We start from the raw sequence: 17,714 nt of genomic DNA on the forward strand, positions 1-17,714 counted from the left end.
GGCAGCGCGACGGGCGGCAGCCGCACCTCGTCCAGGGTGGCGGCGGGGGTGGCGGGGTCGCGGACGCCGAGCAGGTCGTGCAGCAGCTTCCTGACCTGCTCGGGCAGCTCGCGGGCGCGGGCGGGGTCGCCCCAGCCCGACCACAGCATGGGTTCTCCAGTCACGTATACACTGTGACACATGACGTCGAATCGTCACAATGACGACGTGCTGGACGCGGCCCGCGACTGCGTGCTCGCCTACGGGGTGCGCAGGACGACGCTCACCGACGTGGCACGCCGGGCGGGCGTCTCGCGGATGACGATCTACCGTCGCTGGCCCGACGTGCGCACGCTGGTCGCCGATCTCATGACCAGGGAGTGGGTACGGGTGGTGTCGGAGCTCGACCTGTCCGACCCGGTGCGCGCGGTGGTGTCGGGGGTCAGGGGGCTGCGCGAGCACCCGCTGTGGCGCAAGATCGTGGAAGCGGACCCCGAGCTCCTGCTGCCGTACCTGCTCGACCGGCGCGGCGCCAGCCACGAGGCCGTGCTGGAGGTGCTCGAGCCGGTGGCCGGCGGCCCGCGCAGGGCGCGCGCGGTGCTGCTGGTGGCGCAGTCGTTCCTGCTGTCCGCGCCGACCATGCTCGACCCCGTGACCATGGACGAGCTCGACGCGGAGCTCGCCGCGCTGCTGGAGGCCTACCTTGGATAGCTCGCTGAACGCCGCCAGACGCTCCCGCGAGCTGCGCGAGGTCGCGGAGGAACGGCTGGACGTGCTGGTCGTGGGGCTGGGCGCGACGGGCGCGGGCGCCGCGCTGGACGCCGCGTCCCGGGGGTTGAGCGTAGCGGCGATCGACGCGCACGACCTGGCTTTCGGCACCTCCAGGTGGAGCTCCAAGATGGTGCACGGCGGCCTGCGCTACCTGGCCAAGGGACAGGTGGACGTCGCGTACGAGAGCGCGGTCGAGCGCGGCATCCTGCTCAGGAGGACCGCCCCGCACCTGGCCAAGGCGCACCCGTACGTGCTGCCGCTGACCGACGACGTCTCCCGCCGGCAGGCCGCGCTGGTGATGGCCGGCTACCGGCTCGGCGACGCGCTGCGCGCCGCCGCCCGCACGCCCCGCCGCCTGCTCCCCGGCCCCACCCGGCTCAGCGCGGCCCGCGCCCACACGCTCGCGCCGGTCCTGCGCGACGACGGCGGGCTGCGCGGCGGCCTGCTGTCGTGGGACGGCCGGCTGCTCGACGACGCCCGCCTGGTCGTGGCCATCGCGCGGACCGCCGCAGGTCACGGGGCCCGCGTGCTGACCCGCTGCCGCGCGCTGCGCCTCACCGGCAGCGGCGCGGAGGTGCGTGACGAGCTGACCGGCGAGGAGTTCACGATCCGGGCGCGGGTGGTGGTCAACGCCACCGGCGTGTGGGCGGGCGGCCTCGACGACCGCGTACGCCTGCGCCCGTCGCGCGGCACCCACCTCGTGCTCGCGCCCGGCGCCCTGCCCGGCCTGATCGCCGGCCTGCACCTGCCGGTGCCCGGCGAGAGCAACCGGTTCGCGCTGGTGCTCCCCCAGCCCGACGGCCGCACGTACGTCGGGCTCACCGACGAGCCGGTGGACGGGCCGGTGCCCGACGTCCCCGAGGCGCCCGAGAAGGACGTCAGAACGCTGCTGAGCGTGCTCAACGGGGTGCTTGAGACTCCGGTGACCAGAGAGGCGGTCGCGGGCGCGTACGCGGGTCTCAGGCCCCTTCTGGCGGCCGACGGCAGGACGTCCGACCTGTCGCGCCGGCACGCGGTGGTCGCCGGCGACGGCGTGGTGACCGTCGTGGGCGGGAAGCTGACGACATATCGGCGGATGGCGGAGGACGCGGTGGATGAGGCGGTCTCGCACGCGAACCTCAAGGCCCGCCGGTGCCGTACGCGGCGAATCCCGCTCGTGGGCGCCGGGACCCGGTCTCAGAAGCCGCCGCAGAAGCTGTCGCAGAAGGTGCCGCCGCGGCTGGCCGAGCGGTACGGCGCCGAGGCGGAGGCCGCGTACGAGCTGGTCAGGACGCATCCGGAGGAGGTCGGGCTGGGCCTGACGGCCGGCGACCTGCTCTGGTCGGCGCTGCACGAGGGCGCGCTCGACGAGGGCGACCTGCTCGACCGCCGCACCAGGATCGGCCTCGTCCGGCAGGACAGAGAACGGGCACTGCCGACGACACGGGAGATAGTGGACCGGGCCTCCCGCGGATAGCCCCTCCGAACCGTTAGGTTAGTCTTACCTAAGTCGGTTCGGAAGGGGTAGGGAAGTTGGCAAGGGGCTGCGAGCATCCGGCCGGGTGCCACACCGGGGAGGTGCCCACTCTGGCCAGTGCCACGGTGGGCGCCAGGCTGTGGCTGCTCGTCGAATACACCGGAACGTGGCCCTCGCGCCTGGAAAACTTCGAACTTCCTCAAGAAATCTCGGAACTCGTCCGCAGAGCGCTAGAACGCGGTATCAGGCCCCAGCTGATCCGCCGCCCCGGGAGGCGGACCCGCCAGCGGGAGCAGGGAATCCGTGTGCTAGTGGGCTACGCCGCAGGCGAGCGCCCATGGCTCGCGTCAGGCGTCATCGCAGGTCCTGACGATCTTGACCTGGACGCGCTGGTGGCCGGAGTGGTCCCCGAGTCCTGCATACTTGAAGACGAGCCGGTATTTCTGGTCTGCACGCACGCCAAGCGCAATGCGTGCTGCGCCCGCATTGGACTACCCCTCGCTCGGTCCCTGGCCGAAAAACTGCCGGACAGAGTGTGGGAAACGTCACACGTTGGCGGCGATCGCTACGCCGCCAACCTCGTGTGCTTGCCACACGGAATTTTCTACGGCAGCATGTCTCAGGCTGCTGCACTGGCAGCGGCTAACGCGTACCGGTCGGGCGAGGTCATCCTCGACCGTTTCCGGGGACGCGCAGGCATCCCTGAGCCATTGCAGGCCGTCGAGCACTTCGCCCGAGCCCATACGGGAGAGCGCTCCGTCGGCGCGGTGGCCGTGGAATCCTCCAGGATGGACGGCGACGTCACTGAAGCCATCGTGCGCTGCGGTGACGTCCGGCTCCAGGTTGTGATCGAACCATCGGCGTTCACCGCGCCGTGTGGTACGGCTTGCGCCGAGACGATCGCCACCTACCGGCTGGTTTCGCTGGACAGGCTCACGCCTGTGCGGTACGCCACGCCCGCCCTCGCCTGATCAGGGAACATCACGGCCCAAGGTTGCGTTGGAACAGTGACGCCAAAAGCGTCCAATGCGGCTCAAAACCCGAAATACCTCTCACGAAGGTGGTTTTCTCATGTCTCAGGTACGTCGGCAGCTCGCCCGCCCGCGCCCCAGCTGGGGTTGGCAGGATGATGCCGCGTGCCGGGGTGAGGACCTCGTGCTCTTCTTCGGCCCCGATGGGGAGCGGCAGCCCGAGCGTGACGTACGTGAGCGGAAGGCCAAGGCGATCTGCGCCCAGTGCCCTGTCCGCAACGAGTGCCTTGACTACGCGCTGTCCCGGCCCGAGAAGTACGGCACGTGGGGCGGTCTCAACGAAGACGAGCGCGCGAGCGAGCGTCGCCGTCGTATGCGCCGCGCGGCCAGCGCCGGCATCTCCGCCGCCTGACACACACCCGGCAGCCATCATCGCGTGATCACGCAGTTGTCCCGATGAACCGGAGCCTGGCATCCCATGCCCAGGCTCTGGCGAACCCGGTCGGGACAACTGCCTGATCAGGCCACCAGCATCCCTTCGCCATCGGGCGGGGGGATCTCCTCTTTCCTGACCGCGGATGCCAGCCGCGGCGGGAGACGCCTCATGTCCGCCGGTCCCGCCCTTCGCGTAGGAGCGGGGTCTCCGTGGCGCACGGCCCCTGCGGACCCTCATGCGTGTCGGCGCCCCTCTCGTGTCCCTGTCCTCACGGATGGCACGTTAGCCGACGCTTCCGACATTTTTCGTCACTGCACCAATTCAGCATCTTCTCCCGCATAACCCTGCCTGCTCATGGCATCATCCGCCGTGCGCCACCGATACCCTCGCGGCCATGCCGACTTCGCATGACGCATCCGCATGGGCCGACGATCTGCAAGACGTCGTGGCGCAGGCCATCCGTACACTCGCGCACGCCGGCGAGCCCGCCGCCTGGGAGGGCAGGGCGGGCTCGCTCGAATGGACGTGCTGGGAGACGGCCGAGCATCTGGCCGACGATCTGTTCGCCTACGCCGTGCAGCTCGGGCTGACCGTGCCGCCGCTCGATGTCTATGTGCCGTTCACCGGCGAGAGCCGCAGGCCCGGCGGCCCGCGCAACAGCGTGCACGCCGACCGCGCGGCCGGCGTCACCGGATTGCTTCAGGTGCTGCAGAGCAGCGGCGCGCTGCTCGTCGCGGTCGTGCGCACCGCGCCGCCGCAGGCCCGCGCCCACCACATCTTCGGCCCCGCCGACGCCTCGGCCTCGGCCGCGATGGGCCTGGTGGAGACCCTCGTGCACGTGCACGACCTCGCGCAGGGGCTGGGGCTGGCATGGACGCCGCCCGCCGGTGTCTGCGCGCGCGTACTCGACCGCCTCTTCCCCGACGCCCCGGCCGGCGGCGACCCTTGGGCCACCCTGCTCTGGGCGACGGGACGCGGCGACCTTCCCGGACGGCCGCGCCTGACGCGGTGGCGCTGGCACAACGTGCCGCCGTCACGAACCGCCTGACCGAAAAGCGGCTATGACAGACGGAGGTGTCAGACGATCAGGTCGTCGAACTCGCCGTCCTTGGCTCCCAGGACGAACGCGGTGATCTCGGCCGGCGTGTAGACCAGCGCAGGACCGTCGGGAAAGCGTGAGTTGCGCATGGCGATCTCCCCCGTGGGCAGGTTCGCGACCTCGACGCAGTTGCCGTTGGGGTTGCTCCGCTTGCTCTTGCGCCAGACGACGGGAAGGCGGCCGGCGGGCGTTCCGTTCAGGAACTCTTGCATGGGGGCAGCTCCTCGCGATCTTACGGATGCACGTGCATCCGCGTTTGCGAGGTGACAATACGGCAACACGAGAAGCTCCATATAGCGGACGACCAAAATCCCGATATGGAGTGAATCACAGGGGGCTGCGACTCAGTCGGAGAGCAGCCGCTCCAGGAAGCGCCGGGTGGCCTTCGGCTCCTCGGCCTGGACGCTCAACCGGTCCATGACCTCCATGTAGTGGTCGGAATCCTGCGGCTTGTCCAGGTAGAGGGCGCTGGTGAGCTGCTCCATGTAGACGACGTCGGGCAGCTCGCGCTCGGGGAAGCGCAGGATGCTGAACGGGCCGCCGGCCGCGGCGTGCCCGCCCCGCTCGAACGGCATCACCTGCACGGTGACGTTGCGCTCGGCGGTGATGTCGAGCAGGTGGGCGATCTGCGCGCGCATGACCTCGCGCCCGCCCAGCATGCGGCGCACGACGGCCTCGTCGATCACCGCCCAGAGGGTCAGCCCGCTCTCCAGCCGCTTCTGCCGGATAGTCCGCAGCGTCACCCGGCGGTCGAGCTCGTGCCTCGGCGCCTTCTCGTGCGCCAGCTCGATCACCGCCCTGGCGTATTCGGGAGTCTGCAGCAGGCCGGGGACGAACTGGTTCTCGTAGGTGCGGATGCTGGAGGCGGCGCCCTCCAGGCCGATGTAGACCTCGAACCAGGCGGGCAGCAGGTCGCCGTACTTGTGCCACCAGCCGGGGGCGTTGGCCTGCTTGGCCAGGGCCAGCAGCGGCTCGCGTTCGGCCGGGTCGGTGACGCCGTACAGGGTGAGCAGGTCGGCCACGTCACGCTGCTTGAAACTGACCTGACCCAGCTCCAATCGGCTGATCTTTGCATGAGATGCGCGAATCGAGTACCCGGCGTCCTCCCGCGAGATACCCTTCTCCGTGCGGAGCCTGCGCAGCTGGGTCCCCAGCAGGATCCTCAGCACCGTAGGGCTTCCCGGCGTATGGCTGAGCAGCTTCCCCTCTGTGCTCTCCGCGCTCACTCCACCGCTCCTCGGACTCTCCTGCACGTGCAGATGCGATTCGCATCCGTAAACTACGAAAAGTCTTGCATCAGTAAGCACTGGCCGTAAAGATGGGTATTGGATCACCAAACCGCGCTTCGGGGGCCAGGATGACGACTTTCGACGCTCGGCCGCAAGCCGCCATCGGTTCCCGGCCACCGGCATGGCTCTCGTCCATCCTGGTCGACGGGCGGCCCGGCGCGTGCGACGCCGTCTTCCCCTTTCAGCATCGCTCGGCGGTGGAGCCCGCGTGCGTGTCCACCGCTCGGCGCTTCGTCGACCAGACGCTCGGCACCTGGGGCGTGCTCGAAGCCGCCTTCGACATGCAACTGGTGGTGTCGGAGCTGGTGACCAACGCGATCCGGCACGGCGGCGGCGCCGCGCAGCTCCGGTTGCTGTCCCACGAGACCGAGCTCGCCTGCGTCGTCACCGACCACAGCCGTACGGTGCCGGTCGCGGCGGCGCCCGACGTCTTCTCCGAGTACGGGCGCGGGCTTCGGCTCGTCGACGCCCTCTGCTCGGCGTGGGGCTGGTTGTCGGCCGGCGGCTCACGCAAGCTCGTCTGGGCCGTCATCACCAGCTAGACGCGGCGTCGAGCAGGTCCAGCACGTCGTCGTCGTCGAGCTGCTCGAAGTGCTCGTACCACTGGCCGACCGCACGGAAGTCGACCGGCGTCGCCAGCACCACCACCTCGTCGGCCTCCCCGCGCATCGACGCCACCGTGTCCGGCGACCCCACCGGGACGGCCAGGGTGACCTTGGCGGGCTTGGCCGCGTTGACCGCCCTGAGCGCGGCCCGCGCGGTGCCGCCGGTGGCCAGGCCGTCGTCCACCACGATCACCTCACGGCCTGCCAGCTCGGGCAGCGGCCGGTCGCCCCGGTACGCGCGTACCCTTCTGGCCAGCTCCCGCCGCTCCCGCTCCACCACGTCCGCGACCGACTCGGGTGTCATGCCGAGCCGCCGCAGCAGCTCGCGGTGGAACACCGGCTCGCCGCCCTCGGCCACCGCGCCCACCCCCAGCTCGGGGGACGGCGGATAGCCGATCTTCCTGGTCACCAGCACGTCGAGCGGCGCACGCAGCCGGCGTGCGATCGGCGCCGCCACGGCCACCCCGCCCCGCGGCAGCGCGAGGATCACGGGATCACGCGCGCCCTCCAGCCGCTCCGCGAGCAGCTCCCCCGCCTGGGCCCGATCTGCGAACACCACCATGCCCTGCCCCTACCCCCTCCCCGCCACCCCTCCCCTTGAGGAGAGATGACGGGAAGAGACCCGCACACGGAGTGGCGGGGGTGCCACGCGACACTCCGCCGCCCCGCCAGCTACCGGCGCAAGGGCGGCGGGCGTGTTGCGGTCACGAGCGGCGGGCGTGTTGCGGTCAGGGGCGGTTGCGGCCGGAGCGGCGCATCTCCTTGTGGATGATCTTCCACTTGTTCTGCTGCTCCTTGCGCAGCCGCGCGTCCGTCCGCGACGCCATCCACGCCGCCTCGCGCTGCAGCTTGCGCCAGCTCTGCAGGCGGCGTTCCGGCAGGTCGCCGCGCTCCAGGGCGGCCAGGACCGCGCAGCCGGGCTCGCCGTCGTGGCCGCAGTCGCCGAAGCGGCACTCGGCGGCCAGGTCCTCGATGTCGGAGAAGACGCGATCGACGCCCTCCCCGATGTCGTAGAGGCCGACCCGCCGGATGCCCGGCGTGTCGATGACCAGCCCGCCGCCGGGCAGCGGGATCAGCTCGCGGTGGACGGTGGTGTGCCGGCCGCGGCCGTCGGCGGCGCGTACCTGCTGGGTATCCATGACCCCCTCCCCCGCCAGCGCGTTGACGAGGGTGGACTTGCCGGCCCCTGAAGGCCCGAGGATGACGGCGGTGCGCGAGCCTTCGAGGTAGCCGCGGGCCAGCTCGACGCCGTCGCCCAGCAGGGAGGACACGGCGTGCACGGCCACCCCCGGCGCGGCCGCGCGGACGTCGGCGAGCAGGTCGTCGAGGCCGTCGTCGAACAGGTCGGACTTGGTGACGAGCACGACGGGCGTGCCGCCCGACTCCCACGCCAGCGCGACCAGGCGCTCGATGCGGCCGAGGTCGGCGAAGTCGGTGGAGTGCATGGACGGCTCGGCCACGAAGACGATGTCGACGTTCGCGGCGAGCACCTGGCCCTGGCCGTCGCCGGACAGGCCGCCGACGGAGTCGCGGCTGACGCCGCCCCGCACGAACGCGGTGGTGCGCGGCAGCACCTCGTCGAGCTCGTAGCGGCCCTCGGGCAGCCAGGTGAGCGCCACCCAGTCGCCGACGCAGGGCAGCGCGACGGGATCGGTGGCCGAGGCGCGGCGGACGCGGGCGCCGTAGCGGACGTGGTGCTGCCCGTCGGCCGCGATCACCTCGGCGGCGCCGCGGTCGACACGGGAGACCCGGGCGGGGACGGTGCCGTCAGGAAGGCCGGCGGCGCGCAGGTCGGTCCAGCCGAAGGACGAAAGATCGTAAGACAACGCAGTGAAACCTTTGATCGAGAAGGTGAAAGAGAAAGAACGGGGCCGCTCAGGCGAGCGCCCGGAGGTGGACTGAAGGCATGCGGAAGACGGTGACCCGCATAGTCCTCACCTCCTCGATCAGTTGCCGAGCCGACTCTACGCAAGAGCTCCCCGGCCATGCAATCGCATCATCTTCCGGCGTTCGTTGAACCGTGTCAGGGCGGCCGGCCGTACCACCTGCCGACGGACTGAGAAAGGGGAAGCATGCGAACCAGCACGTATCCCCCGCCCTCGGCCGAGGGAGCCGCCCCGTTGGGCAAGCCGCGCTTACGCCACTGGATCCGGCGCGTACGCCCGGACGACGAGGTGGTCGTGTCCGCGCTCTACCGGGAATACCACAGGCCGCTGCTGGCCTTCGTGATCCGGCTGACCGCGGGCGATCGGCAGTGGGCGGAAGACGTGGTGCAGGAGACGATGATCAGGGCGTGGCGCAGTGCGGAGCGGCTCGACCCCGACGCGGTCTCGCTGATGCCCTGGCTCGCCACGGTCGCCAGACGTATCGTGATCGATGACCGGCGGCGAAGGGACGCCCGCCCCCAGGAGTCGGGCGCCGCACCGCTGGAGAGCCTGCCCGTGCCCGACGAGATGGAGGGACTGCTGCATCAGGTGGTCGTGTCCGAGGCGCTGAAGGCGTTGTCGCCGGCACATCGCGAAATCCTCAACGAGACGATCCTGCGGGACCGGTCGGTCAACGACGCGGCCGCCGCCCTCGGCATCCCCGTGGGCACCGTGAAGTCCCGCGTCTACTACGCCGTCCGCGCGCTCCGCATCGCACTGGAGGAGAGGGGGGTGACGGCGTGACTTCGAGGGTCGAGCACACCGACGTCGGCGCATACGCGCTCGGGCTGCTGGACGAGGACGACCGGCTGGCGTTCGAGGCCCACCTGCTGGGCTGCAACTCCTGCCGGTACGAGCTGCACGAGCTGTCCGGCGTGGCGAACGTGCTCAACGGCATCGCCCCCGTCGAGGACCCCTACCCCCCTTCCGGTGACCGCCAGGACGACGTGGTGGGCCTGCTGCGGCGCAAGAAGGCGGCCGACCGGCGGGCGCGCAGGGGGACGTTCCTGATCGGCATGGCGGCGGCGGTCACGCTGGTCGCCGGGGGGCTGACGATCGGCACCCAGCTCGACGCGGGCGACGCGGCGCCGCTCGCGCAGGGCCAGGGCGGTCGCATGGGCACCGGCATGGGCCCGGCGGAGCAGTTCTACGCCGAGGGCCGGCCGATGCAGGGCAAGGGGGCCGACGGCGTCACCGGGGGGCTGGTGGTGGAGTCGAAGGGGTGGGGCACGCACGCGGCGCTGAAGCTCGCGGGGGTGAAGGGTCCGCTGCAGTGCGAGCTGGTCTCGGTCGCCAAGTCGGGCGAGCGCAGGGTGATGACCGGGTGGTCCGTACCTCCAGCCGGGTACGGAGTGCCGGGGTCGCCTGACCCGCTCTACATGCACGGGGGCAGCGCGACGCAGCTCAAGGACATCGATCACTTCGAGGTGGTCACCTCGGGGGGCAAGCGGTTGCTCACCATCCCGGCCTGAACGGCCGTGACTCGAACCGTACGTACCAACCCATGATCGACGGGGCACTCCGGCCGGCCCCGCTCGCGACAGCGCCCCGCCGCGCACGGAGCCCGTGCGGCGGGGCGCTTCGCCGTCCGGCCGGTCTTACAGGCCGGGAGCGGGGAACTGCGAGGTCAGCTCGGTGACCTCGTGGTGCACGCGGGTGATGACGTCTTCGGCGTCGCCCTTGGCCACGGCCGTGACGACCTCGTCGATCCAGGCGCCGATCTGCCGCATCTCGTTCTCGCCCATGCCGCGCGAGGTGACGGACGGGGTGCCGATGCGGATGCCGGACGGGTCGAACGGCTTGCGCGGGTCGAACGGCACCGTGTTGTAGTTGGTCTCGAGCCCGGCGCGGTCGAGCGCCTGCGCGGCCGGCTTGCCGCCGATGCCCTTGGGCGTCAGGTCGAGCAGGATGAGGTGGTTGTCGGTGCCGCCGGAGACGAGGTCGAAGCCGCGCGAGGACAGCTCTTCCGCCAGGGCCTTGGCGTTGCGCACGATCTGGTGCGCGTAGTCGCGGAAGGCCGGCTGGGCGGCCTCGTGCAGCGCGACCGCGATGGCGGCGGTGGTGTGGTTGTGGGGACCGCCCTGCAGGCCGGGGAAGACGGCCTTGTTGAGCGCGGTGGCGTGCTCGTCGGTCATGGCCATGAGCATCGCGCCGCGCGGGCCGCGCAGCGTCTTGTGCGTGGTCGTGGAGATCACGTCGGCGTGGCCGACCGGCGACGGGTGGGCGCCGCCCGCGACCAGGCCCGCGATGTGGGCGATGTCGGCCGCGAGCACGGCGCCGACCTCGCGGGCGATCGAGGCGAAGCCCTCGAAGTCGATGGTGCGCGGGATGGCGGTGCCGCCGCAGAAGATCAGCTTCGGCCGGTGCTCGAGAGCGAGCTGCCGCACCTCGTCGAGGTCGATGCGGCCGGTGTCCTTGCGCACGCCGTAGCGGACCGGGTTGAACCACTTGCCGGTGGCCGAGACCGACCAGCCGTGGGTGAGGTGGCCGCCGAACGGCAGGCCCATGCCCATCACGGTGTCGCCGGGCTGCAGGAAGGCCATGTAGACGGCGAGGTTGGCGGGCGAGCCCGAGTAGGGCTGGACGTTCGCGTGGTTGACGCCGAACAGCGACTTGGCGCGCTCGATGGCCAGGGTCTCGACCTGGTCGATGACCTGCTGGCCCTCGTAGTAGCGCTTGCCGGCGTAGCCCTCGGAGTATTTGTTGGTCAGCACCGTGCCGGTGGCCTCGAGCACGGCCTTGGACACGTAGTTCTCGGACGCGATCAGCTTGACGGTGTCGGCCTGGCGCCGCTCCTCCGCCTGGATGAGCTGGGCGATCTGCGGGTCGACGCTAGCGAGAGAACCCATGACTCTCCTGTCATCTTGACGATCTGCGAAGACCCAGGCGCACGGCCTCCGCTCCTTTCGCTCCCTGGTGGTCGTTCCCACCTGATGCGCCAGTCGCGTCTCGCCCTAGACGATAGCGGATGTGACGAGGGCTTATCTCTTCGTGATCACCACGTTGGCGTAGTGCCCGAGGTTCTTCATGGGGTCCAGCTCGGCGCAGAGGACGGAACGGCTATTTCGCCCGGCCCACGCCCGGCCAGAGCCGGTCGACCTCCGCGTTGAGGATGGCGCCGATGAGCACGGCCAGCGCGGTGATGTAGAGCCACAGCAGCAGCGCGATGGGCGCGGCCAGCGAGCCGTAGACGGAGACGGGCGAGAACCAGGCGGCCAGCACCTCGCGCAGCACGGCCGCGCAGACGATCCACAGGAACAACGCCAGGATGGCCCCGGGCAGCTCGCGGTACCACTTCGTCCGCACCGGCACGCTGACGTGGTAGAGCACGGTCAGAAACAGCACGGAGCCGGCGATGACGACCGGCCAGTAGAGCACGTCGATGAGCACGCCGTAGTCGGCGGGCAGCGCGTCCCTGATGAGGGTCGGGCCGACGACGAGGATCGGCATGACGATGATGCCGATGATGAGGCCCACGACGTAGAGGCCGAACGACATGAGGCGGGTGCGGATGATGCCCCGCTCCTCCCCCAGCCCGTACGCCACCGAGATGAGATCGACGTAGACGTAGAGCGCCCGCGAGCCCGACCACAGCGACAGCAGGAAGCCCAGCGAGATGATCGACACCTTGCCCGCGTCGTCGCTGAGCACGTCGGTGATGAGCGGGTTGATGACCTTGTTGACCGCGTCGTCGGTGAACAGCAGGGCGGCCTGCTGGATCACCCACGCCTTCACCTCGCCGACGACGCCGGGGCCGAGCCACGTGCCGAGCTTGCCCAGCACCCCGATCAGCCCCAGCACGAACGGCGGCAGCGACAGCAGCGCGAAGAACGCGGCCTCGCCGGCCAGGCCGGTGACGCGGTAGGTGACGCCGGCGTTCGTGGCGGCGCGCACGATCGCCCACGACTTGGTGTCGAGCACCCAGCTCAGCCTGGCCCTGGCATGGGTGACGAGCCCTCGTTTGGGCCGGGGAGGGGCTTCGGTGGACGTCATGGCACCCAACGGTATTCGCAGTGACTCTGTGGGACAGCTTACGTCCCCGTCTCTGCCCTGGTCCCCCTGCACGATGCCGCTGATCGGGCCCTCAGTCGTTGTCGACGATGCGCGCCCCCAGCGGGAGAAGGGAGACCGGGATGAGCTTGATGTTCGCGACGCCCAGCGGGATGCCGATGATGGAGATGAACAGCGGGATCGACGTCACCACGTGACCGATGGCCAGCCAGATGCCGGCGAAGACGAGCCAGATGACGTTGCCGACGGTGGAGAACACGCCCGCGTCGGGGTCGCGCACGACCGTCCTGCCGAACGGCCACAGCGCGTACGCGGCGATCCTGAACGAGGCGATGCCGAACGGGATCGTGATGATGAGGATGCAGCAGATGATCCCGGCCGCGACATAGCCGAGCGCCAGCCAGAGACCCGCGAACACCAGCCAGATGACGTTCAAGATTGTGCGCATGCTCACAGGATGTCATCGATCATGCCGATCGCGTATCCGGAATGACCCTGACTCATCCCCTGGGCGCGCGGCCCTTTCCCGGAGGTCCGGCGAACGCCTGGGCGATCTCCATCCAGGCCCGCGCGGGCTCGCCGGCCGGTTCCAGGCCGGTGTCGGACAGGTGGGCGCGCTGGGTGACGGCCAGGCAGAAGCCGAGCAGGGTCCCGCGTACGGACGAGGGCGCGTCCTCGGGGCCCGCCGTCCAGGTGCCGCCGCCGGGCATCGCCAGCTCCACGCGTACGGGCTCGTCCGGCACGGGCAGGCCGCGTACGGCGAAGCTGAACGGCCTGGCGCGGAAGCCCAGCATGGCGACGTGCCGCAGCCGGTCGGTCGGCTCCCTGACGACGCCGAGCGCGTCGGCGACGTCCTGGCCGTGCGCCCACGTCTCCATCAGCCGCGCGGTGACGAACGAGGCGGCCGACATCGGCGGCCCGAACCACGGCACCCGCTCGCGCGCCCCCAGCCCCGCGAACACCTCGAGCGACCGCCCCCTGGCCGCGTCGAACCAGGCCAGCAACTCGGCGGGCGGCATGCCCCGCGACTCGGCGGCCAGGTCGTCCACCGAACCGGCGCCCGCCGACAGTGCGGCGAAGGCGTCGGGATCGGTGGCGGCCAGCACGGCCGCGTCGTCGAACCACGCCAGGTGGCTCACCTGGTCGTGCACCGCCCACCCCTCCGCGGGGGTGGGCCGCTCCCAGTCCGCGTCGTCAGGGGAGGGCAGCAGCGCGCGCAGCGCGTCGGTCTCGGCACGCAGGTCACCGATCAGCTCGGCCATGAGGTCCATAATGCAAGCGTGATCTGTGACAGCTGCAAGGACAAGCGCCACGGCGACTGCCGGGGCGGCTCCTGGTGCGACTGCCAGCATCGGGTCACGTCCCGCCCTGATCAGGACGCGACGGAGGATCTCACCGGGGACGGAGAGCTCACCGGTGAGCTCGGCGAGAGCGCCCCTGAGCCCTCCGTCAACTGGCAGCGGCAGGGATGAGACAACTCGGGGGACGAGGGGACACTATCCCACACTCTGGACCCCGTCTTGGACATCTCGGACAGCGAGAGTACTCTCGAACCATGCCAGCGGACCCCATGCTCGTCGGTCGACGCCACGTCGACCTTCAGCGTGTCCGCAGTGCCATCTGTTGCGACGCCCGCTAACCGACATCTGTTTTTTCCGCTGAGCGCGTCGCACTTCTCCTCTCCAGCCCTGCCCTCGCCGACGAGGCAGGAGGAACGTTGCGCGCGCCCATGATCAGAAGGACGCGCAATGAGCACCCCTGCCAGCCGCACTCCTGCCAGCCGGCACCACAAACGCCCGCGCGGCGAAGGCCAGTGGGCCCTCGGTTACCGTGAGCCGCTCAACAAGAACGAAGAGAACAAGAAGAACGACGACGGGCTCAACGTCCGGCAGCGGATCATCGACATCTACTCCAAGCAGGGCTTCGACTCGATCGACCCGGCCGACCTGCGCGGACGCATGCGCTGGTACGGCCTGTACACCCAGCGCAAGCCCGGCATCGACGGCGGCAAGACCGCCATCCTGGACCCGGAGGAGCTGGACGACCGCTACTTCATGCTCCGCGTGCGCATCGACGGCGGCCAGCTCGACCTGGCCCAGCTGCGTACGATCGCCGACATCTCCAACGAGTACGCCCGCGGCACCGCCGACATCACCGACCGCCAGAACATCCAGCTGCACTGGGTGGAGATCGAGTCGGTGCCCGACATCTGGGAGCGGCTGGAGGCCGTCGGCCTGTCCACCACCGAGGCGTGCGGCGACACCCCGCGCGTGATCATGGGCTGTCCGCTGGCGGGCATCGACTCCGGCGAGGTGCTCGACGCCAGCGACCAGATCAAGGAGATCTACGACCGGGTCGTCGGCAACCCGGCCTACTCCAACCTGCCGCGCAAGTTCAAGACCGCGCTCAGCGGCTGCCCGGCCCACTGCACCGTGCACGAGATCAACGACGTGGCGTTCGTCGGCGTGCTCAACGAGCGCGGCGAGGCCGGCTACGACCTGTGGGTCGGCGGCGGGCTGTCCACCAATCCGATGCTGGGCAAGCGGCTCGGCGTGTTCGTCAGCCCCGAGAAGGCGGCCGACGTGCACGAGGGCGTCGTCGGCATCTTCCGCGACTACGGCTACCGGCGGCTGCGCCACAGGGCCAGGATCAAGTTCCTGGTCAACGACTGGGGGCCGGAGAAGTTCAGGGAGATCCTGGAGACCGAGTACCTCAAGGAGGCGCTGCCCGACGGGCCCGCGCCCGAGCAGCCGCGCGACAGCCGGCGCGACCACGTCGGCGTCTTCCCGCAGAAGGACGGCAACTTCTACGTCGGATTCGCGCCCAAGGTGGGCCGGGTCGACGGCGACAAGCTGCGGCTGATCGCCGACATCGCCGAGCGCCACGGCTCCGACCGGGTGCGCACCACCGTCGAGCAGAAGATGGTCATCCTCGACGTCGCGCCCGAGCGGGTCGAGTCCGTCGTGGCCGAGCTGGAGGCCAATGACCTGCAGGTCAACCCGTCCACGTTCCGCCGCCAGACGATGGCCTGCACCGGCATCGAGTACTGCAAGCTCGCCATCGTCGAGACCAAGGCCACCGCGATGGACCTGATCGACGAGCTGGAGCGGCGCCTGCCCGACTTCGAGCAGCCGCTGACCATCAACGTCAACGGCTGCCCCAACTCCTGCGCCCGCATCCAGGTCGCCGACATCGGCCTGAAGGGCCAGCTCGTCGTGGACGAGAACGGCGACCAGGTCGAGGGCTTCCAGATCCACCTGGGCGGCTCGCTCGGCGTCAACGCGGGCTTCGGCAGGAAGGTACGCGGGCTCAAGACCACCGCCAAGGCACTGCCCGACTACGTGACACGCGTCGTGTCCAACTACGACAGCCAGAAGAAGGAAGGCGAGTCGTTCGCCGACTGGGTCCAGCGAGCAGACGAGGCCGACCTGAAATGACCGAACGAGCGGTTCCCTTCCACTGCCCCTACTGCGGTGACGAGGACCTCGAGCCCTATGAGCCCACCGAATCTCGCACGGGATCTCACGCGGGCGAGCACGGGGCGTCCGGGGCGGGAACGGGCGGCGGCTGGTACTGCCGCGCCTGCGCTCGTGCCTTCAAGCTCAAATTCCTGGGGATCGGAGTGAAGATATGACGCTCGTCGACATCGAGGTGGGGCTGAGAGATCAGCGCGGCGTGCTCGACCTGCAGGACATCGTCGAGTCCGCCGCCGAGTTCCTCGAAGGCGCCCCCGCGCGGGAGATCATCCGGTGGGCGGCGGCGACGTTCGGCGACCGGCTGTGCCTGACCTCCTCGATGAGCGACGCGCTGCTCATCGACCTGGTGAGCAGGGTCAAGCCCGGCGTCGACGTCCTGTTCATCGACACCGGCTACCACTTCGCCGAGACCATCGGCACCCGCGACGCGGTGCGCCAGGTCTACGACGTCAACGTGATCGACATCAAGCCGTCGCGCACGGTCGAGGAGCAGGACCGCGACCTCGGGCCGCGGCTGTTCGGCCGCAACCCCGACCTGTGCTGCTACCTGCGCAAGGTCGAGCCGCTCAACCGGGCGCTCGAGCCGTACCTCGCCTGGATCTCCGGCATCCGCCGCGACGAGTCGCCCAGCAGGACCGGCACCAAGGTCGTGGAGTGGGACGCCAAGCGGCAGATGGTGAAGGTCAACCCGATCGCCGCCTGGACCCAGGAGGACGTCGACAACTACATCGCCGACAACGGGGTGCTGATCAACCCGTTGCACTACGACAACTACCCCTCGATCGGCTGCGCGCCGTGCACGCGGCAGGTCGCGGAGGGAGAGGATCCGCGCAGCGGACGCTGGGCGGGCCTGGGGAAGGTCGAATGCGGCATTCACCTGTGATCCCCAGCGGGGGACCCGTCCCGTTGGCAGGCGGGGCGGCCCCCGGCCGCGTGCCACTGGTGGCGGTGGCCCACGGGTCTCGTGACCCGCGCGCCGCCGCCACCGTGGCCGCGTTGCTCGACCAGGTGCCGCTGGACGTACGGGTGGCCTACCTCGATCACTGCGCGCCCTCGCTCGGGCAGGCGCTCGGCGGGCTGCGGGCGGCCGTGGTGCTGCCGCTGCTGCTCACCGAGGCGTACCACAGCCGGGTCGACCTGCCCGCGGCGCTCAACGAGGCCCGGGCGCGCGACCCGCTGCTGCGGGTCAGCTACGGGAGCACGCTGGGCCCGCATCCGCTGCTGCTGTCCGCGCTGGAGCGGCGGCTTGGCGAGGCGGGCGTGCCGGCGGGCGACCCCGGGACGGCGGTGGTGCTGGTGTCGGCCGGCTCCAGCGACGCCAGGGCCAACGGCGTGGTGGCGGAGACGGCGCGGGTGTGGCGGCGGTCCGGCTGGTGGACCGTGACGCCCGCATACGCCTCCGCGGCGCGCCCCACCCCGGCGCAGGCGGTGACCGCCCTCCGACGGGCCGGCGCCCCCCGCGTGGTCGTGGCCCCGTACCTGCTGGCCCCCGGCTTCTTCGCCGACAAGGTCCGCCACGAAACCCTGGAGGCCGGCGCCGACGCGGTAGCCGACGTCCTGGGCCCAGCCCCAGAACTGGTCGAGATCCTCCTCGAACGCTACAAAACCGCCCTGAACCAACCGGCCGCCCTGGCCGGCTGACCTCTACGGCCAGTGGCCGAAGCCCCCTCCCCAAAGGACGCCGGCCGCCTACTGC

General features: G+C 70.5%; 21 protein-coding genes. 13 read left to right on the forward strand and 8 right to left on the reverse strand.

The window, feature by feature from the left end; genetic code table 11:
* Positions 1–180: 180 nt before the first annotated feature.
* The 5 genes from ABZW11_RS36560 to ABZW11_RS36580 all read left to right on the forward strand — a co-directional run bounded on the left by ABZW11_RS36560 (position 181) and on the right by ABZW11_RS36580 (position 4,661).
* A complete protein-coding gene (locus ABZW11_RS36560) occupies positions 181–690 on the forward strand; it encodes a helix-turn-helix domain-containing protein (protein WP_355427655.1) in 510 nt (169 codons plus the stop codon).
* A complete protein-coding gene (locus tag ABZW11_RS36565; protein ID WP_355427658.1) occupies positions 683–2,206 on the forward strand; it encodes a glycerol-3-phosphate dehydrogenase/oxidase in 1,524 nt (507 codons plus the stop codon). The genes ABZW11_RS36560 and ABZW11_RS36565 overlap by 8 nt, the downstream gene beginning before the upstream one ends.
* 101 nt (positions 2,207–2,307) lie before the next feature.
* On the forward strand, positions 2,308–3,177 hold the full coding sequence (locus ABZW11_RS36570) for a sucrase ferredoxin (RefSeq protein WP_355427661.1): 870 nt from the start codon (positions 2,308–2,310) through the stop codon (positions 3,175–3,177).
* 100 nt (positions 3,178–3,277) lie between these two features.
* Complete coding sequence (locus ABZW11_RS36575) at positions 3,278–3,589, forward strand: WhiB family transcriptional regulator (protein WP_080036407.1); 312 nt, start codon at positions 3,278–3,280, stop codon at positions 3,587–3,589.
* Positions 3,590–4,007: 418 nt separating this feature from the next.
* Entirely contained in the window at positions 4,008–4,661 is a 654-nt protein-coding gene (locus ABZW11_RS36580; RefSeq protein WP_355427664.1) for a hypothetical protein, read from the forward strand.
* 29 nt (positions 4,662–4,690) lie between these two features.
* On the opposite strand, the gene ABZW11_RS36585 is transcribed toward ABZW11_RS36580, so the two are convergent.
* Both ABZW11_RS36585 and ABZW11_RS36590 read right to left on the reverse strand, forming a co-directional pair.
* Entirely contained in the window at positions 4,691–4,924 is a 234-nt protein-coding gene (locus tag ABZW11_RS36585; RefSeq protein ID WP_355427667.1) for a DUF397 domain-containing protein, read from the reverse strand.
* A 132-nt stretch (positions 4,925–5,056) separates the two neighbouring features.
* The gene (locus ABZW11_RS36590) at positions 5,057–5,938 is read right to left on the reverse strand and encodes a helix-turn-helix transcriptional regulator (protein WP_355427670.1); all 882 of its coding nucleotides are present in this window, start codon (positions 5,936–5,938) and stop codon (positions 5,057–5,059) included.
* Between the two features lie 275 nt (positions 5,939–6,213).
* Here ABZW11_RS36590 and ABZW11_RS36595 point away from each other — a divergent pair, with 275 nt between their 5' ends.
* Positions 6,214–6,543, forward strand: a complete 330-nt coding sequence (locus tag ABZW11_RS36595) for an ATP-binding protein (protein WP_355427673.1) — start codon at positions 6,214–6,216, stop codon at positions 6,541–6,543.
* Here ABZW11_RS36595 and ABZW11_RS36600 read toward each other — a convergent pair.
* Both ABZW11_RS36600 and rsgA read right to left on the reverse strand, forming a co-directional pair.
* On the reverse strand, positions 6,533–7,168 hold the full coding sequence (locus tag ABZW11_RS36600; RefSeq protein ID WP_355427676.1) for a phosphoribosyltransferase family protein: 636 nt from the start codon (positions 7,166–7,168) through the stop codon (positions 6,533–6,535). The two genes, ABZW11_RS36595 and ABZW11_RS36600, sit on opposite strands and share 11 nt — an antisense overlap.
* A 166-nt stretch (positions 7,169–7,334) precedes the next feature.
* Entirely contained in the window at positions 7,335–8,432 is a 1,098-nt protein-coding gene (gene rsgA, locus ABZW11_RS36605; RefSeq protein ID WP_355427679.1) for a ribosome small subunit-dependent GTPase A, read from the reverse strand.
* Positions 8,433–8,786: 354 nt separating this feature from the next.
* Between rsgA and ABZW11_RS36610 the strand changes: the two genes are divergently transcribed.
* Complete coding sequence (locus ABZW11_RS36610; RefSeq protein ID WP_355427814.1) at positions 8,787–9,275, forward strand: sigma-70 family RNA polymerase sigma factor; 489 nt, start codon at positions 8,787–8,789, stop codon at positions 9,273–9,275.
* On the forward strand, positions 9,272–10,003 hold the full coding sequence (locus ABZW11_RS36615; RefSeq protein WP_355427682.1) for a zf-HC2 domain-containing protein: 732 nt from the start codon (positions 9,272–9,274) through the stop codon (positions 10,001–10,003). Before ABZW11_RS36610 ends, ABZW11_RS36615 begins: the two co-directional genes overlap by 4 nt.
* Positions 10,004–10,129: 126 nt before the next feature.
* Here the strand turns inward: ABZW11_RS36615 and glyA are convergent, their stop codons facing one another.
* The 4 genes from glyA to ABZW11_RS36635 form a co-directional block, all read right to left on the reverse strand.
* Positions 10,130–11,380 (reverse strand): serine hydroxymethyltransferase, encoded by a 1,251-nt coding sequence (gene glyA / locus ABZW11_RS36620; protein WP_355427685.1) that lies wholly within the window; start codon positions 11,378–11,380, stop codon positions 10,130–10,132.
* A gap of 211 nt (positions 11,381–11,591) precedes the next feature.
* Entirely contained in the window at positions 11,592–12,524 is a 933-nt protein-coding gene (locus ABZW11_RS36625; protein WP_355427688.1) for a YihY/virulence factor BrkB family protein, read from the reverse strand.
* Between the two features lie 91 nt (positions 12,525–12,615).
* Positions 12,616–12,990, reverse strand: coding sequence for a YccF domain-containing protein (locus ABZW11_RS36630; RefSeq protein WP_355427691.1), 375 nt, complete (start codon positions 12,988–12,990; stop codon positions 12,616–12,618).
* Between the two features lie 52 nt (positions 12,991–13,042).
* Positions 13,043–13,804: a TIGR03084 family metal-binding protein gene (locus ABZW11_RS36635; RefSeq protein WP_355427693.1), complete on the reverse strand. Its 762-nt coding sequence runs from the start codon at positions 13,802–13,804 to the stop codon at positions 13,043–13,045.
* Positions 13,805–13,822: 18 nt separating this feature from the next.
* Between ABZW11_RS36635 and ABZW11_RS36640 the strand changes: the two genes are divergently transcribed.
* The 5 genes from ABZW11_RS36640 to ABZW11_RS36660 all read left to right on the forward strand — a co-directional run bounded on the left by ABZW11_RS36640 (position 13,823) and on the right by ABZW11_RS36660 (position 17,659).
* Complete coding sequence (locus ABZW11_RS36640) at positions 13,823–14,014, forward strand: hypothetical protein (RefSeq protein WP_355427695.1); 192 nt, start codon at positions 13,823–13,825, stop codon at positions 14,012–14,014.
* Between the two features lie 83 nt (positions 14,015–14,097).
* Positions 14,098–14,181, forward strand: coding sequence for a putative leader peptide (locus ABZW11_RS36645; protein ID WP_311132608.1), 84 nt, complete (start codon positions 14,098–14,100; stop codon positions 14,179–14,181).
* A 109-nt stretch (positions 14,182–14,290) separates the two neighbouring features.
* Positions 14,291–15,979: a nitrite/sulfite reductase gene (locus ABZW11_RS36650; protein WP_355427698.1), complete on the forward strand. Its 1,689-nt coding sequence runs from the start codon at positions 14,291–14,293 to the stop codon at positions 15,977–15,979.
* A gap of 193 nt (positions 15,980–16,172) precedes the next feature.
* The gene (locus ABZW11_RS36655) at positions 16,173–16,901 is read left to right on the forward strand and encodes a phosphoadenylyl-sulfate reductase (protein WP_355427701.1); all 729 of its coding nucleotides are present in this window, start codon (positions 16,173–16,175) and stop codon (positions 16,899–16,901) included.
* A gap of 23 nt (positions 16,902–16,924) precedes the next feature.
* Positions 16,925–17,659 carry a sirohydrochlorin chelatase gene (locus tag ABZW11_RS36660; protein ID WP_355427704.1) on the forward strand — a complete coding sequence of 245 codons (735 nt, stop codon included), beginning with the start codon at positions 16,925–16,927 and terminating at the stop codon, positions 17,657–17,659.
* The last annotated feature ends 55 nt before the right edge of the window (positions 17,660–17,714 follow it).

Source organism: Nonomuraea sp. NPDC004580 (assembly GCF_040609855.1).
GTDB classification, from domain to species: Bacteria; Actinomycetota; Actinomycetes; order Streptosporangiales; family Streptosporangiaceae; genus Nonomuraea; species Nonomuraea salmonea.